Source organism: Arthrobacter sp. MMS24-T111 (genome assembly GCF_054888995.1).
The window spans coordinates 2,332,015-2,349,924 of sequence record NZ_JBTZRO010000001.1 but is presented as its reverse complement, the minus strand read 5'-3'; the positions used below and the strand labels follow the sequence as shown (position 1 = coordinate 2,349,924).

The window sequence follows — 17,910 nt, the reverse complement described above, 5'->3', positions numbered from 1 at the left end:
CATGACGCCGTCCGTGCCAGTCGCCCTCTTCATGACGGGCCTGTTCCTGGTCTACACATCGCTCGCCCTGCTTTTCGTATTCGTTTGGAAGGGACGCCCCGGCGTCCCCCTTTCCAGGCGACGCCCGGAGATGGCGCAACAATCCTCCAACCTGACACGCCTGACCAATCAAGCCGTCGGCGCCCTGAACCGCGGCCTGAAGAAGCGCCCCACGTCGATCTTCAACCGCGAAAAGTTGGAGCAGGCAGGCCTTAATAAGGAGCCGGGCGATTACCTCCTGATCGCCGGAACAGTCACTTTGGTGGCAACAGTGGCAGCGTTCCTCCTCGGTGGCCTCGGCATGAGCATCCTGGCCCTCATTGTCACGCCTTTCCTCCTATATCTGGGCCTAAACTTCCTCATCTCCCGGCGCAGGAAGGCCTTCGACGCTCAGGTCCCGGACACACTGCAAATGTTCTCCGGCGGTCTCCGGGCGGGCCACAGCCTCTTGAGGGCCATCGACGCGGCAGCGCAGGAAAATGATGGACCGATGGCGGCGGAGCTCACCCGAATCGTCAACGAAACCAGGATCGGCCGCGATTTGGGAGAATCGATGGCGGATGTCTCTCGGAGGACTGCAAGCGAGGACTTTTACTGGATAGCACAAGCTATTGAGATCCACCGTGAAGTTGGTGGGGACCTCGCGGAAGTCCTGGACCACGTGGGTGAGACCATCCGCGACCGAAACCAAGTCAAAGGCCAGGTCAGGGCGCTCAGCGCAGAAGGGCGTATCTCGGCATTGGTCCTCATGGCACTGCCGATCCTGATGTTCATCGGCCTGGTGCTGTTCAACCCGACCTACTCGCGGGTCTTCACCACGACATTCATCGGATTCGCGATGTTGGGCGCGGCGATCATCCTCTTGTCCGTCGGCGGTCTCTGGCTCAGCCGCATCATCAAACCGAAGTACTAGGGGGATGACATGCAACCCATCGCATTAGCAGCAATATTGGCCATTGTCGTGCCGATATCGGGCATGGTTTGGTTGTCCTTCACAGGCGACCGGGCTGCCCTGCGGCGCATCAAGGCCAATCTGGGCGGCCGTTCCGCACAGGCATCGCAGTCGCTCAACATCAGCCAACAATTCTCGAGCCTGTCCAAGCGGATTACACCCCGCGGCTACGAGGCCTGGCTTGACAAACAATTGTCGGGCGCGGGTCGACCAAAACAATGGCCGCTTTCCCGGATCCTCATGATCAAGCCAATGCTGGCTTTCGGCGGCGCACTGATGGGCCTTCTGGTCTTTATGGGCTCACCTTCGGCGGGGAGGTTCTTCATTGCCTTTGTGATTGTCGCACTGTCCTATTTCCTTCCCGACATCCTCTTGCGGAACTTTGCCCAAAAGCGCCGGGAAGCAATCAGGTTGGCTTCCCGAATGCCTTGGACCAGATGCTGATTTCGGTTCAGGCGGGCCTCGGATTTGAAACCGCCATGGGACGTGCCGGCGAGAATGGCAGGGGGCCTCTTGCGGATGAACTAATCAGGACTCTTCAAGACATTCAGGTAGGACGTTCCCGCAAGGAGGCGTACCTGGCTCTCTCGGAACGAGTTGACGTACCCGCCGTGCGGACGTTCGTTCGGGCCGTGGTACAGGCCGATACCTACGGCATAGCTATTGCCGGCGTATTGAAGGCACAGGCGAAAGACATGCGCATCAAACGCAGGCAGATGGCCGAAGAACACGCCATGAAGATGCCGGTCAAGATGCTCTTCCCGCTGATCTTCTTCATCCTTCCGACGCTCTTCATCATTTTGCTCGGACCAGCGGTCCTTCAGATCATGGCCGTTTTCCACTAGAGAGGTTGCATTGAAATCAATTCACAGCCTGCTGATGCGGCCGGCGACAACTCTACGAGTTCTAATCAGGGACCAGCGCGGGGCAACGTCCACGGAGTACGGCATCTTAATCGCATTCCTGGCCATGGCCTTGGTCATCGGCATCGCAGCCTTCGGGCAAGCCCTCAATCTTCATTACCAAAACTTGGCGTCGACATTGAGTTCAGCTCTCGGCATCCCCTGATCCCTCGCGAAAAGCGCAGCTTGCGCCCATAGTCCGGACCCCCTCGGCACCCAGAACCGAGGGGGTCCTTTTTGTGTGCCTGCTTTGTTTGGGAAGCGCAGTGTCAGCCCAGCAAGAACCAAGCAAAAGCGCAGAAAAAGTACAGGCCGTAAAGCCTTTGCACAGGATGTTGCAAGATCCCGTCAATGTCGTATCAAGCGTTGCTAACTTCGTTTCAGTGCTGGTGCAGGGCCAGCCAATCCGTCTCGCTCAGGAGTCAAAATGCTTTCTCTTTACACCAATCTCATGATTCGTCTTCGCAGCGAAGAGAAGGGCGCCACCGCCGTCGAATACGGCATCATGGTCGCCCTCATCGCTGTCGTCATCATCGTCGCCGTCAGCACCCTTGGCGGCCAGCTCCAGACGATGTTCACCAACGTCACGAGTGACATCGCCCACCCGGCCAGCACCACTGTCCCGACCCCGTAACACGGCCGCCGTTCCGGACCCCAAAGCCAAACGGCGGCACTCTGCCCGGCGGAAACAAGCAATCCAAGAGGAGGTTCAGCAGATGAAACGCGACCCGGAACGCGGCGCAGCCGCCGTTGAATTCGCGATTCTGCTGCCCCTCCTCTTGATGCTTGTGCTGGGCACAATCGAGTTTGGCAGAGCCTACAATACCCAGATCACCCTAACGAACGCAGCACGCGATGGCGTCCGCATTATGGCAATCAACAACAATCCGACCGCAGCAGCGAGCGCCGTTCAGACCGCAGCCGCGTCGGTCAGCTCCACCATTCCGTCGTCCGCCGTTACCGTAAGCCCAACCACGTGCAGCACGGGTACTCAAGTAACAGTCACGGTCCAGTACACGCTCTCCACCATCACGGGAATCGCCGGGCCGTTTCCTATGACCGGCAAGGGAGTCATGCTGTGCGGCGGCTAGGGACGGACAGACCGATCACCACAACCCAGAGCGGCGAAGACGGGGCCGTCAGCGTCATCGTCGCCATCCTCCTGGTTACTCTTCTTGGCTTCGTGGCTATCTCCGTCGACGTGGGCCTGATCTACTCTGAACGGGCGCAGCTGCAAAGTGGTGCAGATGCATCTGCGCTGGCCCTAGCTCAGAAGTGCGGCGTCAATTTGACGGATCCACTATGTTCAACTTCTTCTACACTTGCCGCCAGTCTGGCAAATCAGAATGCACTGGACGGGAAAAGTAACGTCTATTCCATTCAGCTGGACAAGACCGCGCGAACAGTCAGTGTGATGACGTCGGCAAAACAAGACGGCGCACCGCAGGACTCGGTCTCGCTCTACTTCGCGCGCGCGCTGGGGATCGGCAGCGAGAAGATAATGGCAACCTCTTCTGCCACGTGGGGAACCCCATCCAGAGGACCGGTAATCCTGCCGTTAGCAATCGCCTACTGCAAGTTGGACATGCTCGCCGGTTCGACGGCGGGCACCGAACAGGTTCTAGAGCAGTCCGTCAATGGATGCGGCGGCATCCCAGGGGGGTTCGGCTGGATTCAAACGACTTCAGCGAAGTGTGCCATAACTGCAACTGCAGGGGCGTCCAACAACTCCGGGATCTGGTTTTCCAGCGACACTGGGGCAAGCGTTCCGTATTCCTGTAGCCAGTCGGACTTCAATCAAATGAACAACCAAACCGTTTTGCTGCCGCTATATGACGTCGCTACCGGAACAGGCTCCAGCGGTAAATACTACGTCAAAGGCTTCGCGGCATTCCACGTGACGGGTTACCAGTTCGCAAGCATTGGTTGGACGGCAGGTGCCAAGGTGGCCAACAAAACGATACGGGGCTATTTCGTGAAATTCGTTTCCCTCGCCCAAGGCTTTGAACTCGGCAACGCTCCGGATTTCGGTGCATCCGTTGCCCGACTTACCCTCTGACAATCCCCACCCAAACCACGGAGTTCAAAGTGAAGTCTCACATGCTCGCCGGAACGGCCGCCGTCGCCCTGGCGCTTGTGGGAGCCCTCATCATCATCGTCTACGCGAACGGCGCGGACGCTCGGGCGATGGCCACTACCAGCCCCAAAAAGGTGCTGGTGGTCGAAAAGGCCATCCCCGCCGGAACCCAGGTGAACGCCATGGCAGCCTCGCTCGTCATCCAGGACGTCCCGGCGGCAGGTGTCGCACCAACAGCACTGACGTCCCTCGACGATTCGGCCGGCAAGGTGGCCGCCGTGGACCTCGTCCCCGGCGAGCAGCTTCTCGCCGAGCGGCTCGTGGACCCACAAGACGCCAAGTCCAGCGGGTCCGTCAAAGTGCCCGCGGGCATGCAGGAAGTCACCTTTGAACTGGAAGCCAAGCGGGTGGTGGGCGGCAGGATTGAAGCGGGCGATCACATAGGGATCGGGTTCAGCTTCGGCGCAGGAGCGGACAAGACGAAGCCCGGAGAGGCCACCACCCAGCTCACCCTCCGAAAAATCCTGGTCACCGCCGTCCAGCGTGCCCCGCAACCAAGCGCAAAGCCCACAGACGGCACCAACCCGCAGGACACCACCCTCCCGCAGGGGTCGTTCATGGTCACCGTTGCCGTCAGCGATATCGACGCCACCAAGATCATCTATTCCTCAAACAACGGCGATCTCTGGCTCACCAAGGAACCCCTCGACGCCCAGGACAACGGCGGCTTCATCGCCAGGAAGGACACGGTGTACAAGTGAGCCGCTTCGTCCTCCTCTCCCCCAACGGCGACTTCGACCAGAAACTGCGCGCCGCCGTCGCCAACGGCCTGCGCGGCACCATCCAGACCATCTCGAGCGACATCCTCCCCGCAGGCCCGGCGGAACTGTTCGCCCTCCTGAACCAGGAGCAGCCCGAGGTGCTCATCATCGGCCCGGATGTCCCGTACGAGGAAGCGCTCCGGTTCGCCAAGGTCTTCGACGTCCAGCTGCCCGGCCTCAGCCTGGTCCTGGTCAGCGACGTTGACCCCGCCGGCTTGCTGCACGCCATGCGGGCCGGTATCCGCGACATCCTCAGCCCCCAGGCGGACGCCGCCGAAATCCGGGTACTGCTGGAACGCGCCTGCCAGTCGTTCGCCACCCGGCACCGCGGCCCCGAGGCGCAGCAGCCGGGAGACGGCAAGGGCCTGGTCATCGGTGTCTTCTCCCCCAAGGGCGGAGTCGGCAAGACCACCCTGGCCACCAACATTGCCATCGGCCTGGGCCAGGTGGCACCCATGAGCGTGGTCATCGTGGACCTTGACCTGCAGTTCGGCGACGTCGCCTCCGGCCTCTACCTCAACCCCGAACACACCGTCACGGACGCCGTCACCCCGGCCGCCGCCCAGGACTCCCTGGTCCTCAAGGCCTTCCTCACCGTGCACCCGGCCGGCATCTACGCCCTGTGCGCCCCACCCAACCCGGTGGATGCGGACCACATCACCCCGGACCAGGTCAGCCACCTGCTGGACCAGCTGGCCCAGGAGTTCCAGTACGTGGTGCTGGACAGCGCTCCCGGCATGCCGGAAATCGGGCTGGCCGCCATGGAAAAATGCACTGACGTGGTCTGGGTCAGTGCCATGGACATCCCCAGCCTTCGCGGCCTCCGTTCCGGCCTGGAAGTCCTCCGCCAACTGGACATCATGCCCGAATCCCGCCACGTGGTCCTGAACATGGCCGACGCCAAAGCAGGCCTGAACGTCCGCGACGTCGAATCCACCATTGGCGCCCCCGTGGACGTCAGCGTCCCCCGCTCCCGGGCCGTGGCATTGTCCACCAACCGCGGCATCCCCGTCCTCCAGGACTCCAAGAAGGACCCGGCCGTCAAGAGCCTCCGCCAACTGGTCCAGCGCTTCAACCCGGCCTGGCGCACACAGGCCCAGCGGAAGCTTCACCGAAGGGTGGTTATCTGATGAAACTCTCCGAACGCATCAACGCAGCCCAGGGCCGTCCCCCGGCACCGGCCGGCACCGCGCTGCTTGAGTCTCCACACCCGGCCCCCGCGCCTGTCCCCGCCGCCGCCGACGGTACGGACAAGCGCCTTCCCGCCCACGCCGGCGTCGTGCATTCAACGCACGACGCCGGCACCTCCTTTGTGCCCAAGGCACCTGGCGTGGACGTCTTCGCAGCCATGAAGGACAGGGCGGCCACCGCACTGTTCGAGCGCATGGGAGCGCGCTTCAACGACGCCGCCGTCACCGAGCAGGAACTGCGGAGCACCGCCAAGGATGAGCTCACCCGCATCATCGATGCAGAGCAGGTGCCGCTCAGCGCGGAGGAACGCGCCCGCCTGGTCCGCGACGTGGCTGACGACGTACTGGGCTACGGTCCCCTGCAGCGCCTGCTGGACGACCCCGCCGTCACCGAAATCATGGTCAACCGGATGGACCAGATCTACGTCGAGCGGAAGGGCAAGCTGACACTTACCGAGTCGCGCTTCAGCTCAGAGGAACACCTCCGCAAAGTCATCGAACGGATCGTGTCCAAGGTGGGCCGCCGCATCGACGAGTCTTCCCCCTTGTGGACGCACGCCTGGAAGACGGCTCCCGTGTCAACGCCGTCATCCCCCCGCTGGCCGTTGGCGGCTCCTCGCTGACCATCCGAAAGTTTTCCAAGACCCCGTTGACCGTCCGCAACCTCATTGACTTCGGCACGCTCACCCCGGAAATGGCGGAGCTGCTCAACGCCTGCGTCAAGGCCAAGCTCAACATCATCGTTTCGGGCGGCACGGGTACGGGCAAAACCACCCTTTTGAACGTGTTGTCCTCCTTCCTGCCGCACGATGAACGGATCGTCACCATCGAGGACGCCGTGGAACTGCAGATCCAGCAGGACCACGTGGTCCGGCTGGAAAGCCGGCCGCCCAACACCGAAGGCAAAGGCGAGGTGACCATCCGTGAGCTGCTCCGCAACTCCCTCCGTATGCGTCCGGACCGGATCGTGGTGGGCGAGGTCCGTGGCGGCGAATCGCTGGACATGCTGCAGGCAATGAACACCGGCCACGACGGCTCCCTGTCCACCGTGCACTCCAACTCGCCCCGCGACGCCGTTGCCCGCCTCGAAACCCTGGTGCTGATGGCCGGCATGGACCTTCCGCTGCGGGCCATCCGTGAACAGATCGCCTCCGCGGTTAACCTGATCGTGCAGATCTCCAGGCTCCGCGACGGGTCCCGCCGCATTACCCATGTCACCGAGGTCCAGGGGATGGAAGGCGACATCGTCACCCTCCAGGACGCGTTCGTCTTCGACTACTCCGCAGGCGTGGACGCCCAGGGCCGCTTCATGGGCAAGCCCGTAGCCACCGGCATCCGTCCCCGGTTCATCGACCGGTTCGAGGACCTTGGCATCCATGTCTCGCCGGGAGTTTTCGCCGGTCCGCTGTCACCGGGCGCGAAGCAGGGGCAACACTCATGATCATCGGCATTGGAGCCGTCATCCTGCTGGCGGCCATCTGCCTGCTCGGCGTCGCAGTCCTCCTGCCGGGTGCCCCCTCGGTGCCGCTGGACCGCCGTCGTCCCTTTGAACCCCAGCCGCCGTCCTCCCTGACGCGGCTGGCCCTCTCGGGGGTCAAGTCCTTCGAACGGCTGCTCGCCGGCCGAAACGTGAATCTCTTCTCCCGGGCGGAACTGGAGAACGCGGGGCTGCGGCTGAGCCAGGCGGAATTCTTCCTGCTGGTGGGGATCGGAGCCTGCGTGGGAATGCTGGTGGGCATTGTCACCGTGGGACCCCTGGCAGGGCTGCTCCTTGCGCTCCTGGCACCGTTCGCCGGCAAGCTTGTCCTCGGGTTCCTGTCCGGCAAGCGCCGGGCTGCGTTCGACGGTCAGCTCGGCGATACCCTGCAACTGCTCTCCGGCGGCCTGCGCGCCGGACACAGCATCCTGCGCGCCATCGACGCCGCGGCCATGGAATCGCAAAAACCCACCTCGGAAGAGATGCGCCGCGTGATCACCGAGACCAGCCTGGGCCGCGACCTTTTGGCAGCACTGAACGACACCGCCGAACGGATGAAGAACGAGGACTTTGTGTGGATCTCGCAAGCCATCCAGATCAACCGTGAGGTGGGCGGCAACCTGGCCGAAGTGCTGGACCAGGTGAACGAGACCATCCGCGAGCGCGCGGAGATCAAGGGCCACATCAAGGCATTGGCCGCCGAAGGCAAGTTCTCGGCCTACATCCTCATCGCCATGCCGTTCGGCATCGTGGCCATGCTGCTGGCCGTCAGCCCCAACTACATGAATTCAATGTTCACCCACCCCCTGGGCTGGGTGATGATCGGTGCCTCGTTCGTCCTGATGACCATCGGCGCGCTGTGGATGCGCAAGATTATCGACCTGAAGTTCTGAGGAAGCCATGAACCTGACCGTCGTACTCTCGATCCTGCTGGTCTGCCTGCCCCTGGCCGCATTAACCTGGTCCGTCCTGACCGTTGACAAGCAGGGCCGGATCGCCGCCGCCGAACTGCTCTCGCGTGGTGCGCCGCCCACTGCCGCTGCCCCCGCCGGAACAGGGCCGGGACTCCTCGAGGCCTTGGGCAGGCGCCTGACTCCCCCCGCTTATGTCGCCTTCCTTGACCGGCTCCTGGCCCTGGCCGGCCGGCCTGCATCCATGCCGCTCGGAAAGGTGCTGGGGTCCAAGCTCGGACTTGGTGTGGCCGGCGCGGCCGTTGGCCTTTACCTGACCTCGATCGGCAGCTCACCGATAATGAAGCTGGCCGGACTCTTCGTCATGGTTCTTGGCTACTTCATCCCGGACCTCATGCTCTACAGCAAAGGGTCGGAACGGCAGAAGGCCATGCAGCTGGAACTTGCCAACACCCTGGACCAGATGCTCATTTCGGTGGAAGCCGGGCTGGGCTTCGAGGGCGCCATGGCACGGGCCGGTGAGAACGGCAAAGGCCCCCTTGCCGAGGAACTGGTGCGCACCCTGCAGGATATGCAGGTGGGGCGCAGCCGCCGGGAGTCCTACATCGCCCTGGCGGAGCGGACCAGCATTCCCGAACTGCGCAGCTTCGTGCAGGCCGTGGTGCAGGCCGACACGTATGGAATCGCCATCAGCCGGGTACTGCGCGTCCAAGCCAAGGTCATGCGCGTCAAGCGGCGCCAGCGGGCCGAGGAAAAGGCCATGAAACTGCCCGTAATGATCCTTTTCCCGCTGTTGTTCTTTATATTTCCGGTGCTCTTTATTGCCATTTTGGGACCGGCGGTCATTAACACCATCGCCACCTTTACTGGCCAGTAGGGTTGCTCAGCATGGCGGCAAGGTTGCCTCAAGGTTTACACAGAATCATCCGAAACAGGTCACTGAAGGATTTCCAGGAAGTAGCCTTGGACAATGCACAATCCCGATCCCGGCTCCAGCGGAAACAGCCCCGCTGCGGAATTGCCGCCGGCCGGGATCGCGCCGCCGTCCATTCCAGCCGCAGGTGCGGCCCATTCGCTGAAGGCGGCCTCTCTCTTGCCTCTCATTGATGCATCCGTGCTGGATGAACTTGACGACGAACTCTCAGGGTCGGGCCTGGCCCGGCGCTTCGCACGGGACTACGCCGCCATGTGGGACACGCGCCTGGCTCGGCTCGGAACAGCAGTCGACAGCCAGGACGAGGCCTCAGCCCTTGACGCGGTAATCAGCCTCAAAATCAGTTCCGCAATGGTGGGCGGTATTCGGCTGGCCAAGCTCGCCGAGGTCCTCGAAGCCCTGATCCGGCAAGGCGACTTCGTCCAGGGGCAGGCCATGATGGCCGGGGTTGCCCATGACGGCGCGCGGACGGTGTCCGAGCTCCAGTCAACCTTCATCCTCGAACAGGGATAGCTGTCCGGTCAGGCGTCGTCGGGCCGCCGGGGCGCAAGCCTGTACCCCACCCCGCGGACCGTCTGCAGCCAGCGGGGCGCGAGCTGGTCCTCCTTGAGCTTGCGCCGCAGGTTTCCCACATGGACTTCGACGGCGCGCTCGTCCGCTTCGCTGATGTAGGTGTCATGGTCGTAGAACTCCCCGCGGACCGCCCGCACCAGGTCAGCCCTGGTACACACGGCGCCGCCACCTTTCAGCAGCACATGGAGCAGGTCGAATTCGCTGCGCGTCAGGCCCAGCGGCTCCCCCTGACTTCCACGGTGCGCGTCCGGTGGTTCAGGCGAAGCCCGTTGTGCTGCAGGATTCCGGACTCGGCGGGCGCGGCGGCAGGAGCCGCTGCTTGGCCCCATGCGGCAGGTGACGGGCGCGGCCCGTTAACCTCCTGGCGTGGCCTGCGCATCATTGCCGCCACCCGGGCACGGAGCTCCCTGGGCCTGAACGGCTTGGCTATGTAGTCATCAGCCCCGGTGTTCAGGGCTGACAAGAGGTCCGGTTCCTCAGTCCTCCCCGTCAGCATCACCACGTAGGCGTTGCTGAAGGTCCGGATCCGCCGCAAGACCTCGAACCCGTCAATGTCCGGCAGCCCGATATCGAGAGTCACAACGTTGGCCTGCTTGCTGCGGACCACCTCTACCCCGGACCGCCCATCATCAGCTGTATGCACTTCAAAGCCCGCCTGGGTCAAAACACCTTCAAGGAGGTTCCGCACATCGGCGTCATCTTCGATGACCACAGCTACACCAAGATCGTCCATTGCTATCCCTGCGCCAGGCGGAGATGGCCCCCCATTGGCCCAGCGCCAATGCCATATCCGCTCCAACCATTTATACGCTACTAGTAAGCCCTGCTGATGACATCCGCAACGGTCCAAAAATTGAAAAGTCAATTATTATGACAAGACATGTGCAATATGGGCGGAAAGGGGTACCTGCCCGGTATGGGAGCAACAGAGAAGGCCTCCCGGGCACTTTGCTTTCCACAAGTAAGGGGTACGAGTCAGAAACATGGCTGAGCCATTGTTCCACCGGGGACCCGGCCGCATCTTCCGCAGGCTGGGAACCCGCGCCCAAGTGGCGTTGTGCCAACTCCCCATCACGGTCATTGTGGCCATCATTGCCGTAGCCACCCCCCTTGCCTGGCCGTCGCTCACGCACAGCCCCCTGTACCTGGCCGGCATTGCGTTGCACGCCATTTTGTTCCTTGCCTGTTTCCTGGTCCCTTGGGAACGACTGGCACACCGGGCTTACCTGCTCATCCCGGTACTGGACTTCGCAGCCATCGGGTTCCTCCGCAACGGTGCCGCACCGCTGCTGCCGGGCCTGGCCGTGCTGGTGGTCTTCCCGGTGATCTGGCTGTCCGCCTCCGGCATGCTGACCCGGACCAGCCTGGTGCTCAGCTTTGTGGGCCCCTTCCTGATCATGGTCCCGCCAACCGTGGCCCACCTCCCGTCCGTCACGGCCTCGGACCTCACCACCGTGGTCCTCTTCCCCCTCATGATGCTCGCGGTTTCGCTGGCCATCCGCTTCGCGAGCGTTAACCTGCGGCTGCAGCAACGCGAACTCGCCGAAAAGGACCGGGAACTCCGTGAACTGCTGGACGCAAGCCGGGAACGGGAGAAGCTGCTGGAAACGGTGCTGGACGCCACCGACGTCGGCATAGCCGCCGTCGACCGCTCAGGCCACTTCCTGGTCTCCAACAGCAGGCAACGCAACTTCCGCCGGGTCACCGGCGCCGACGAGGAAGTCCCCGGCCAGGGTCACCAGCTGATCTACGGCCAGGACCGGCGGACCCTGCTTCCCCGGACCGGCGGCCCATCAGCCGGGCGATGGCCGGGGAATCCTTCGCCGACTACCTGGTGTGGGCCGGTGAGGGCCCGGAACAGCGGGCAGTCTCCACCGCGGCCCGTCCGCTTGTGGGCGAGGACGGCAGGCTCACCGGCGCCGTGGTGGTGTACAGCGACGTCACCGGCTGGGTCGAGTCGCTGGCGGCAAACCAGGACCTGGTGTCCAACGTGTCGCATGAATTCAAGAACCCGCTGAACTCGATCATCGGCAACGTGGACCTGGTGCTCGACGACATTGCCGACCTGCCGCCGCACGCAGCCAAACGGCTGCTGGTGGTGCAGCGCAACGCGGAGCGGATGATCGACCTCGTGGCTGACCTGACGGCCTCGGCATCCACCACCATGAACGTCCACCCGAAACGGACCGACCTCGCCAGCCTGGTGGAAACCAGCCTCGGCTCCGCGCAGGCGTCGGCGCAGCGGTCACACGTGGAGATCGCCGCCGACGTCCCGTCGCCGCTCTGGGCCTACGCGGATCCACTCCGGATCGGCCAGGTACTGGACAACCTGGTGTCCAACGCCATCAAATACTCGCCCGACGGCGGCACGGTCAGCATCAGCGCCGAAGCGGACGCCCAGTGGGTCTCACTCAGCGTCAAGGACACCGGCATGGGCATGTCAGCGGACGACGCCGCCAGGGTGTTCAACAGATTCTTCCGCGCCGAAGCCGCGCGTCAGGCCGCCATACCCGGTGCCGGGCTCGGCCTGTCAATCACGCGGATGATCGTGGAGCGGCATGGCGGCACCATCACGTGCCAGAGCGGCGAAGGCCAAGGCAGCACCTTCACCGTGACGCTGCCGGCCGAGGGCCCACCGCCGTCGTTCTAATGGTGGCGCAGGGCCCGTGTCTGTTCCGCGCGGGCCAGCAGTTCATCGTCGGACGGGTAAGCCACTTCCTCCAGCACCAGCGGGTGCGGGGCGGCCAAAACTGACTTGGCGTCCCGTTTCTGCAGGAGCAACCGTTCGTGCAGCCAGCCGGGTTCCACGGTGCCCTCCCCCACGTAAAGGGCCGAACCCACCAAGGCACGGACCATGTTGTGGCAGAACGCATCGGCCTGCACGGTGGCAACGATGACGCCGTCGTCACCGCGCGCGAACTCGAAGCGCTGCAGCTCCCCGATGGTGGTGGCCCCTTCGCGCGGCTTGCAGAAGGACAGGAAGTTTTGCAGGCCCAGCAGCTGCGAGGCACCCTGGTTGAGCAGGCCGACATCCAGCGGATTCTTGTGCCACAGCGTGAAGTACCGTGCCAACGGGTCCCAGAGGGCTGGTCCGTCCGCGATCCGGTAGCTGTAGCGCCGCCAGAGGGCCGAGAAGCGGGCGTCGAAGCCCACAGGCGCCAGGGCGATGTCATGGACTTCGACGGCGCCGTGGAGGTCGCCCAGGGCACGGTTCAGCGCGCCACGGAGCCTGCGCAGCAGGGCGACGGCGGGATCGAGCTCGTGCCCGCGCGGCAGTGCCAGCCATTCAGCTTCCGTGAGGTCCAGGTGGACCACCTGGCCGCGGGCGTGGACGCCGGCATCGGTACGGCCGGCAACGGTGACCCGGACCGCGCGGCGTACCACCAACTCGATCGCTTCCTCAAGGACTCCCTGGACGGTCCGCAGGCCCGGCTGCAGCGCCCACCCACTGAAGGGGCCGCCGTCGTACGAAAGATCAAGCCGGAGACGCAAAACCCGCCGCCCCCTAAGACGGGGGCCGCGGGTTTTTGGTGGTTCACAGACCTAAGTCTATGCGAAGCAGGTCAGCGAATTACTTCGCGTCCTTCTCCTCGGCAGCCGGAGCTTCCTCAGCGGCCGGAGCCTCTTCGGTTGCGGCGTCCTCGGCAGCAGGTGCTTCTTCGGTTGCGGCAGCTTCCTCAGCGGCCGGAGCCTCTTCAGCAGCCGGAGCGGCAGCGGCAGCTTCCTTCTTGTCGGCGTCACGCTTGGCGGCAGAGGTAGCCTCGGCTACGACGGCCTGCTTGGCGGAAACCGGCTCCAGGACCAGCTCGATGACAGCCATGGGAGCGTTGTCGCCCTTGCGGTTGCCGATCTTGGTGATGCGGGTGTAGCCGCCGTCGCGGTTCTCCACTGCCTGGGCGATATCGGTGAACAGCTCGTGGACGACGCCCTTGTTGCTGATCAGGCCGAGAACGCGGCGGCGGGAAGCGAGGTCGCCACGCTTGGCGAAGGTCACCAGGCGCTCTGCGTACGGCTTCAGGCGCTTGGCCTTGGTCACCGTGGTGGTGATCCGCTTGTGCTCGAACAGGGATGCTGCCAGGTTCGCGAGCATGAGGCGCTCGTGAGCCGGGCCGCCTCCGAGGCGCGGACCCTTAGTGGGGGTAGGCATAATTGTTTCTCCTCATGTGGAAGCCGTGGGCGGCACACCATGGTGCTGCCCGCGGCCAAGGTCTGGTTTAGAGTTCGTCGTCGCCGAACGCGGCGTCGTCCTCTTCGATTGCTGCGGCGCGTGCTGCGAGGTCAAAACCGGGAGGCGAGTCCTTGAGGGACAGGCCCAGTTCAACCAGCTTTGCCTTGACCTCGTCAATGGACTTTGCACCGAAGTTGCGGATGTCCATCAGGTCGGCCTCGGAGCGGGCAACGAGTTCACCCACAGTGTGGATGCCCTCACGCTTGAGGCAGTTGTAGGAACGGACGGTGAGGTCCAGATCCTCGATCGGCAGTGCCATGTCGGCTGCCAGGGCAGCGTCGGTGGGCGACGGGCCGATCTCGATACCTTCAGCTGCGGTGTTCAGCTCACGGGCCAGACCGAACAGTTCCACCAGGGTGGTGCCTGCGGAAGCGACGGCATCGCGCGGGGCGATGGCCTGCTTGGTCTCGACGTCGACAATCAGCTTGTCGAAGTCGGTGCGCTGCTCAACACGGGTTGCTTCCACTCGGAAAGTAACCTTCAGGACCGGCGAGTAGATGGAGTCGACCGGGATACGGCCGATCTCTGCGTCGCCGGACTTGTTCTGAGCTGCCGAAACGTAGCCGCGGCCGCGCTCGATGGTCAGTTCGAGTTCGAACTTGCCCTTCGAGTTCAGCGTGGCGATGTGCAGATCCGGGTTGTGGAATTCGACGCCGGCCGGCGGAGCGATGTCCGCGGCGGTGACGACTCCGGGGCCCTGCTTGCGCAGGTAAGCCACGACGGGCTCGTCGTGCTCGGAGGAAACCGACAGGCTCTTGATGTTAAGGATGATCTCGGTGACATCTTCCTTGACACCCGGAACCGTGGTGAACTCGTGCAGCACACCATCGATCCGGATGCTGGTTACGGCAGCACCGGGGATGGAGGAGAGCAGGGTACGGCGGAGGGAGTTTCCGAGGGTGTAGCCGAAGCCCGGTTCCAGCGGTTCGATGATGAAACGCGAACGGTTTTCGGAGACTACCTCTTCGGAGAGGGTGGGGCGCTGTGCAATGAGCACTTAGGTTTCCTTTCGGCGAGCATCCGCTATATGACGCAACACAGGTGGTGGAAATTCGGTCTGAAGACTTAACGCGCTGGGCTTGCCCGGGCCATCACTGGTCCGGGCAAGCTCCTGCTGCGGAAAAGAATTAGACGCGGCGGCGCTTCGGCGGGCGGCAGCCGTTGTGCGCTGCGGGGGTGACGTCCTGGATGGAGCCAACCTCGAGGCCTGCGGCCTGCAGCGAACGGATTGCGGTTTCGCGCCCGGAACCCGGTCCCTTGACGAAAACGTCAACCTTGCGCATGCCGTGCTCCTGCGCACGCTTTGCAGCGGCTTCGGCAGCCATCTGGGCAGCGAACGGGGTGGACTTGCGCGAGCCCTTGAAGCCAACCTCGCCAGAGGAAGCCCAGGAAATAACAGCACCGGAGGGATCCGTGATGGAAACGATGGTGTTGTTAAAGGTGCTCTTGATGTGCGCCTGGCCAAGCGCGATATTCTTCTTGTCCTTCTTACGCGGCTTGCGAACCGCGCCACGAGTCTTCGGGGGCATTTTTTCTCCTACAGAAAGTTATTGGGGAAAGTCCGTAAATCCCGAGCGGGGATTTTAACGGGCCTTCTTCTTGCCGGCGACGGTACGCTTCGGGCCCTTGCGGGTACGTGCGTTGGTCTTCGTACGCTGACCGCGTACGGGCAGGCCCTTGCGGTGGCGCAGGCCTTCGTAGCTGCCGATTTCAACCTTGCGGCGGATATCTGCTGCTACTTCGCGGCGAAGGTCACCCTCAACCTTGTAGTTGCCTTCAATGTAGTCACGCAGCTCAACCAACTGGGCGTCAGTCAGGTCCTTGACGCGAACGTCAGCGCTGATGCCCGTGGCAGCCAGGGTTTCGTGTGCACGGGTCTTGCCCACGCCGTAGATGTAAGTAAGCGCAATTTCCAGCCGCTTTTCGCGGGGAATGTCTACGCCAGCGAGACGAGCCATAGTGGCAGTACTCCTTGATAAACCGGAGGTCGTAGGCAGTACACCCGCACATTCCGTACGGCCCCAGCCTCCGACCGGGGGTTAGCTGTCCGGACTCTTTCGAGCTCAATGTTCCAGATCAGCTTGTGCTGCCTTTATTTACTTGCGTGGGTTGGCAACCCAGGATTTCCTTCAGGGAAGGAAATTAGCCCTGGCGCTGCTTGTGGCGCGGGTTCTCGCAGATCACCATGACCCGGCCGTTACGGCGGATCACTTTGCACTTTTCGCAGATCTGCTTGACGCTCGGCTTGACCTTCATGGCGTTCCTTTGCGTGTAACAGTTGGTCAGCTGGAGCAGCAGTCAGCATGCGCTGCAGCTGCCCAGCAATTTACTTGTAGCGGTAGACGATACGACCACGGGTGAGGTCGTACGGGCTCAGCTCCACCACTACGCGGTCCTCGGGGAGGATCCGGATGTAGTGCTGACGCATCTTTCCAGAGATGTGTGCCAGAACGATGTGCTTGTTGGTGAGCTCAACGCGAAACATCGCGTTAGGCAGCGCCTCGGTCACAACGCCTTCGATCTCAATGACCCCGTCCTTCTTGGCCATACCCTCCGCTAACTGTTGTTGCCGCAGCCCCGCCGGATTGCACCGGACATGACTACGAACGTTTTTGTTGGATCGATTGCCATCTCCAAGCCCAAAAGGGCGCGGCAGTCCAGACAACCAACAGACAACACTACGCCATCTGGCGGCGAAAGTTAAATCCAGCCATGCTAGCGCATCCGGTCGCCGTATGCACCATACGCACCCGCGGGAGTGGTCACGGCCTCCGCGCTGGCCACGCCGTCCAGGACGGCCAGCCGGACGACGTCGGCTGCCGCACTTTGCAGCGTGATGAGGCTGATTTGCCGTGCGGCTGCGTCCGTGCGATCCAGCGCCAGGGCGCCGGTTGCGAGGCAGAATACGGTGTCCCCGTCGGCAAGGGTGTGGCTCGGATTCAAGGCCCGGGCGATCCCGGCATGCGAGGCAGACGCCGTACGCTTGCACTCCGCCGCGTCCAGAACGGCATTGGTGGCTACCACGACGAGGGTGGTGTTCAACGGCGCCGGACGTCCGGGCTTGTCCTCCCGGTGGGTGGGCTTGTCGAAATCCAGGGCTCGGTTTTCGACAAGCCCACCCACCGGGAGCCCGAGTGCGTTGACGATGGCCAGCGCACCGACTACTGCCCCGTTCTCCAGGGTGATGGAGGCTGTGCCCACGCCGCCTTTGAACTGTCCCCTGCCGATGAGGGCTCCAGTGCCGGCACCGACGTTGCCGCGCTCGACGTCGTGCCCCTCCGGTTGTGCCGACGCGGCGGCTGCTGCCGCGTAGCCCATGTCCGGCGTCGGCCGTGCGGCGAAGTCGCCGCCCCGGCCAAGGTCGAAGATCGCGGCTGCGGGAACGATGGGCACCACTCCCCCGGGCACGGCGAACCCGCGGCCGTTGGCCTCGCACCAGGCTTGGGCGCCGGCGGCGGAGGCAAGCCCGTAGGCGCTGCCGCCGGCCAAGACCACCGCATCCACGGTGCTGACGAGTGTGGTGGGGTCGAGCGCATCTGTTTCGTGGGTGGCGGGGCCGCCGCCCTGGACGTCCACCGACCCCGTACTGCCCGGCGGCGGCAGGACCACCGTGACTCCGGTCAGCCAGCCATCGCCGGTCCGCTGGTGGTGGCCTACCCGGATGCCCGGGACGTCTGCAATGGTTCCCATGCCCCCTATTCTCCACGTCGCGGGCGCGCCCCTGCCGCAAGGGCAAACTTTATGCGAGACTGCATCCAACACAGCGTTAACGGGCGACGAAGCCTCGGATAACAGTCCTTCGAGAA

General features: G+C 63.4%; 18 protein-coding genes and 4 pseudogenes. 13 read left to right on the top strand and 9 right to left on the bottom strand.

What is annotated here, in order from left to right; all coding sequences use genetic code 11:
• The first annotated feature begins 1 nt into the window (after nucleotide 1).
• The 11 genes and pseudogenes from ACX5I6_RS11105 to ACX5I6_RS11055 all read left to right on the top strand — a co-directional run bounded on the left by ACX5I6_RS11105 (nucleotide 2) and on the right by ACX5I6_RS11055 (nucleotide 9,816).
• Nucleotides 2-952 carry a type II secretion system F family protein gene (locus tag ACX5I6_RS11105; RefSeq protein WP_461840503.1) on the top strand — a complete coding sequence of 317 codons (951 nt, stop codon included), beginning with the start codon at nucleotides 2-4 and terminating at the stop codon, nucleotides 950-952.
• A 9-nt stretch (nucleotides 953-961) separates the two neighbouring features.
• Nucleotides 962-1,836, top strand: a pseudogene (locus tag ACX5I6_RS11100) (type II secretion system F family protein).
• Nucleotides 1,837-2,320: 484 nt separating this feature from the next.
• On the top strand, nucleotides 2,321-2,527 hold the full coding sequence (locus ACX5I6_RS11095) for a Flp family type IVb pilin (RefSeq protein ID WP_461840502.1): 207 nt from the start codon (nucleotides 2,321-2,323) through the stop codon (nucleotides 2,525-2,527).
• Nucleotides 2,528-2,609: 82 nt separating this feature from the next.
• The gene (locus ACX5I6_RS11090) at nucleotides 2,610-2,984 is read left to right on the top strand and encodes a TadE/TadG family type IV pilus assembly protein (protein WP_461840501.1); all 375 of its coding nucleotides are present in this window, start codon (nucleotides 2,610-2,612) and stop codon (nucleotides 2,982-2,984) included.
• On the top strand, nucleotides 2,972-3,952 hold the full coding sequence (locus tag ACX5I6_RS11085; protein WP_461840500.1) for a pilus assembly protein TadG-related protein: 981 nt from the start codon (nucleotides 2,972-2,974) through the stop codon (nucleotides 3,950-3,952). The genes ACX5I6_RS11090 and ACX5I6_RS11085 overlap by 13 nt, the downstream gene beginning before the upstream one ends.
• 29 nt (nucleotides 3,953-3,981) lie before the next feature.
• Nucleotides 3,982-4,731, top strand: coding sequence for a Flp pilus assembly protein CpaB (gene cpaB / locus ACX5I6_RS11080; RefSeq protein WP_461840499.1), 750 nt, complete (start codon nucleotides 3,982-3,984; stop codon nucleotides 4,729-4,731).
• Complete coding sequence (locus tag ACX5I6_RS11075; RefSeq protein ID WP_461840498.1) at nucleotides 4,728-5,921, top strand: AAA family ATPase; 1,194 nt, start codon at nucleotides 4,728-4,730, stop codon at nucleotides 5,919-5,921. The genes cpaB and ACX5I6_RS11075 overlap by 4 nt, the downstream gene beginning before the upstream one ends.
• Nucleotides 5,921-7,422, top strand: a pseudogene (locus tag ACX5I6_RS11070) (CpaF family protein). Before ACX5I6_RS11075 ends, ACX5I6_RS11070 begins: the two are co-directional and overlap by 1 nt.
• On the top strand, nucleotides 7,419-8,351 hold the full coding sequence (locus ACX5I6_RS11065) for a type II secretion system F family protein (protein WP_461840497.1): 933 nt from the start codon (nucleotides 7,419-7,421) through the stop codon (nucleotides 8,349-8,351). The pseudogene ACX5I6_RS11070 and the gene ACX5I6_RS11065 overlap by 4 nt, the downstream one beginning before the upstream one ends.
• Before the next feature lie 7 nt (nucleotides 8,352-8,358).
• Nucleotides 8,359-9,246, top strand: a complete 888-nt coding sequence (locus tag ACX5I6_RS11060) for a type II secretion system F family protein (RefSeq protein WP_461840496.1) — start codon at nucleotides 8,359-8,361, stop codon at nucleotides 9,244-9,246.
• A 93-nt stretch (nucleotides 9,247-9,339) separates the two neighbouring features.
• On the top strand, nucleotides 9,340-9,816 hold the full coding sequence (locus tag ACX5I6_RS11055) for an Hpt domain-containing protein (RefSeq protein ID WP_461840495.1): 477 nt from the start codon (nucleotides 9,340-9,342) through the stop codon (nucleotides 9,814-9,816).
• An 8-nt stretch (nucleotides 9,817-9,824) separates the two neighbouring features.
• Here the strand turns inward: ACX5I6_RS11055 and ACX5I6_RS11050 are convergent.
• Nucleotides 9,825-10,609, bottom strand: a pseudogene (locus ACX5I6_RS11050) (response regulator transcription factor).
• Between the two features lie 250 nt (nucleotides 10,610-10,859).
• On the opposite strand from ACX5I6_RS11050, the gene ACX5I6_RS11045 reads away from it, so the two are divergent.
• A complete protein-coding gene (locus ACX5I6_RS11045) occupies nucleotides 10,860-11,894 on the top strand; it encodes a hypothetical protein (protein ID WP_461840494.1) in 1,035 nt (344 codons plus the stop codon).
• On the top strand, nucleotides 11,867-12,526 hold the full coding sequence (locus tag ACX5I6_RS11040) for a sensor histidine kinase (protein WP_461840493.1): 660 nt from the start codon (nucleotides 11,867-11,869) through the stop codon (nucleotides 12,524-12,526). Before ACX5I6_RS11045 ends, ACX5I6_RS11040 begins: the two co-directional genes overlap by 28 nt.
• Here ACX5I6_RS11040 and ACX5I6_RS11035 read toward each other — a convergent pair.
• From ACX5I6_RS11035 to ACX5I6_RS11000, 8 genes and pseudogenes are all read right to left on the bottom strand, one after another.
• A pseudogene (locus ACX5I6_RS11035) lies at nucleotides 12,523-13,415 on the bottom strand (tRNA pseudouridine synthase A). The gene ACX5I6_RS11040 and the pseudogene ACX5I6_RS11035 overlap by 4 nt on opposite strands.
• A gap of 32 nt (nucleotides 13,416-13,447) precedes the next feature.
• Complete coding sequence (gene rplQ, locus ACX5I6_RS11030; protein ID WP_109044358.1) at nucleotides 13,448-14,023, bottom strand: 50S ribosomal protein L17; 576 nt, start codon at nucleotides 14,021-14,023, stop codon at nucleotides 13,448-13,450.
• A gap of 67 nt (nucleotides 14,024-14,090) precedes the next feature.
• A complete protein-coding gene (locus ACX5I6_RS11025) occupies nucleotides 14,091-15,101 on the bottom strand; it encodes a DNA-directed RNA polymerase subunit alpha (RefSeq protein WP_013601812.1) in 1,011 nt (336 codons plus the stop codon).
• 130 nt (nucleotides 15,102-15,231) lie between these two features.
• Nucleotides 15,232-15,633 carry a 30S ribosomal protein S11 gene (gene rpsK, locus ACX5I6_RS11020; RefSeq protein ID WP_018760435.1) on the bottom strand — a complete coding sequence of 134 codons (402 nt, stop codon included), beginning with the start codon at nucleotides 15,631-15,633 and terminating at the stop codon, nucleotides 15,232-15,234.
• A gap of 54 nt (nucleotides 15,634-15,687) precedes the next feature.
• Nucleotides 15,688-16,062, bottom strand: coding sequence for a 30S ribosomal protein S13 (gene rpsM, locus ACX5I6_RS11015; RefSeq protein ID WP_003803743.1), 375 nt, complete (start codon nucleotides 16,060-16,062; stop codon nucleotides 15,688-15,690).
• A gap of 184 nt (nucleotides 16,063-16,246) precedes the next feature.
• Nucleotides 16,247-16,360, bottom strand: coding sequence for a 50S ribosomal protein L36 (rpmJ, locus tag ACX5I6_RS11010; RefSeq protein WP_009358722.1), 114 nt, complete (start codon nucleotides 16,358-16,360; stop codon nucleotides 16,247-16,249).
• 70 nt (nucleotides 16,361-16,430) lie between these two features.
• Entirely contained in the window at nucleotides 16,431-16,652 is a 222-nt protein-coding gene (gene infA / locus ACX5I6_RS11005) for a translation initiation factor IF-1 (protein ID WP_009358723.1), read from the bottom strand.
• 167 nt (nucleotides 16,653-16,819) lie between these two features.
• Nucleotides 16,820-17,794 (bottom strand): P1 family peptidase, encoded by a 975-nt coding sequence (locus ACX5I6_RS11000; protein WP_461840492.1) that lies wholly within the window; start codon nucleotides 17,792-17,794, stop codon nucleotides 16,820-16,822.
• Nucleotides 17,795-17,910: the final 116 nt, after the last annotated feature.

Bases quoted from the DNA above. Each gene is read 5' to 3' on its own strand.
- ACX5I6_RS11105 (WP_461840503.1), top strand. From the start codon at position 2: ATGACGCCGTCCGTGCCAGTCGCCCTCTTCATGACGGGCCTGTTCCTG.
- ACX5I6_RS11095 (WP_461840502.1), top strand. From the start codon at position 2,321: ATGCTTTCTCTTTACACCAATCTCATGATTCGTCTTCGCAGCGAAGAG.
- ACX5I6_RS11090 (WP_461840501.1), top strand. From the start codon at position 2,610: ATGAAACGCGACCCGGAACGCGGCGCAGCCGCCGTTGAATTCGCGATT.
- ACX5I6_RS11065 (WP_461840497.1), top strand. From the start codon at position 7,419: ATGATCATCGGCATTGGAGCCGTCATCCTGCTGGCGGCCATCTGCCTG.
- ACX5I6_RS11060 (WP_461840496.1), top strand. From the start codon at position 8,359: ATGAACCTGACCGTCGTACTCTCGATCCTGCTGGTCTGCCTGCCCCTG.
- ACX5I6_RS11055 (WP_461840495.1), top strand. From the start codon at position 9,340: ATGCACAATCCCGATCCCGGCTCCAGCGGAAACAGCCCCGCTGCGGAA.
- ACX5I6_RS11045 (WP_461840494.1), top strand. From the start codon at position 10,860: ATGGCTGAGCCATTGTTCCACCGGGGACCCGGCCGCATCTTCCGCAGG.
- rplQ (WP_109044358.1), bottom strand. From the start codon at position 14,023: ATGCCTACCCCCACTAAGGGTCCGCGCCTCGGAGGCGGCCCGGCTCAC.
- rpsK (WP_018760435.1), bottom strand. From the start codon at position 15,633: ATGCCCCCGAAGACTCGTGGCGCGGTTCGCAAGCCGCGTAAGAAGGAC.
- rpsM (WP_003803743.1), bottom strand. From the start codon at position 16,062: ATGGCTCGTCTCGCTGGCGTAGACATTCCCCGCGAAAAGCGGCTGGAA.
- rpmJ (WP_009358722.1), bottom strand. From the start codon at position 16,360: ATGAAGGTCAAGCCGAGCGTCAAGCAGATCTGCGAAAAGTGCAAAGTG.
- infA (WP_009358723.1), bottom strand. From the start codon at position 16,652: ATGGCCAAGAAGGACGGGGTCATTGAGATCGAAGGCGTTGTGACCGAG.
- ACX5I6_RS11000 (WP_461840492.1), bottom strand. From the start codon at position 17,794: ATGGGAACCATTGCAGACGTCCCGGGCATCCGGGTAGGCCACCACCAG.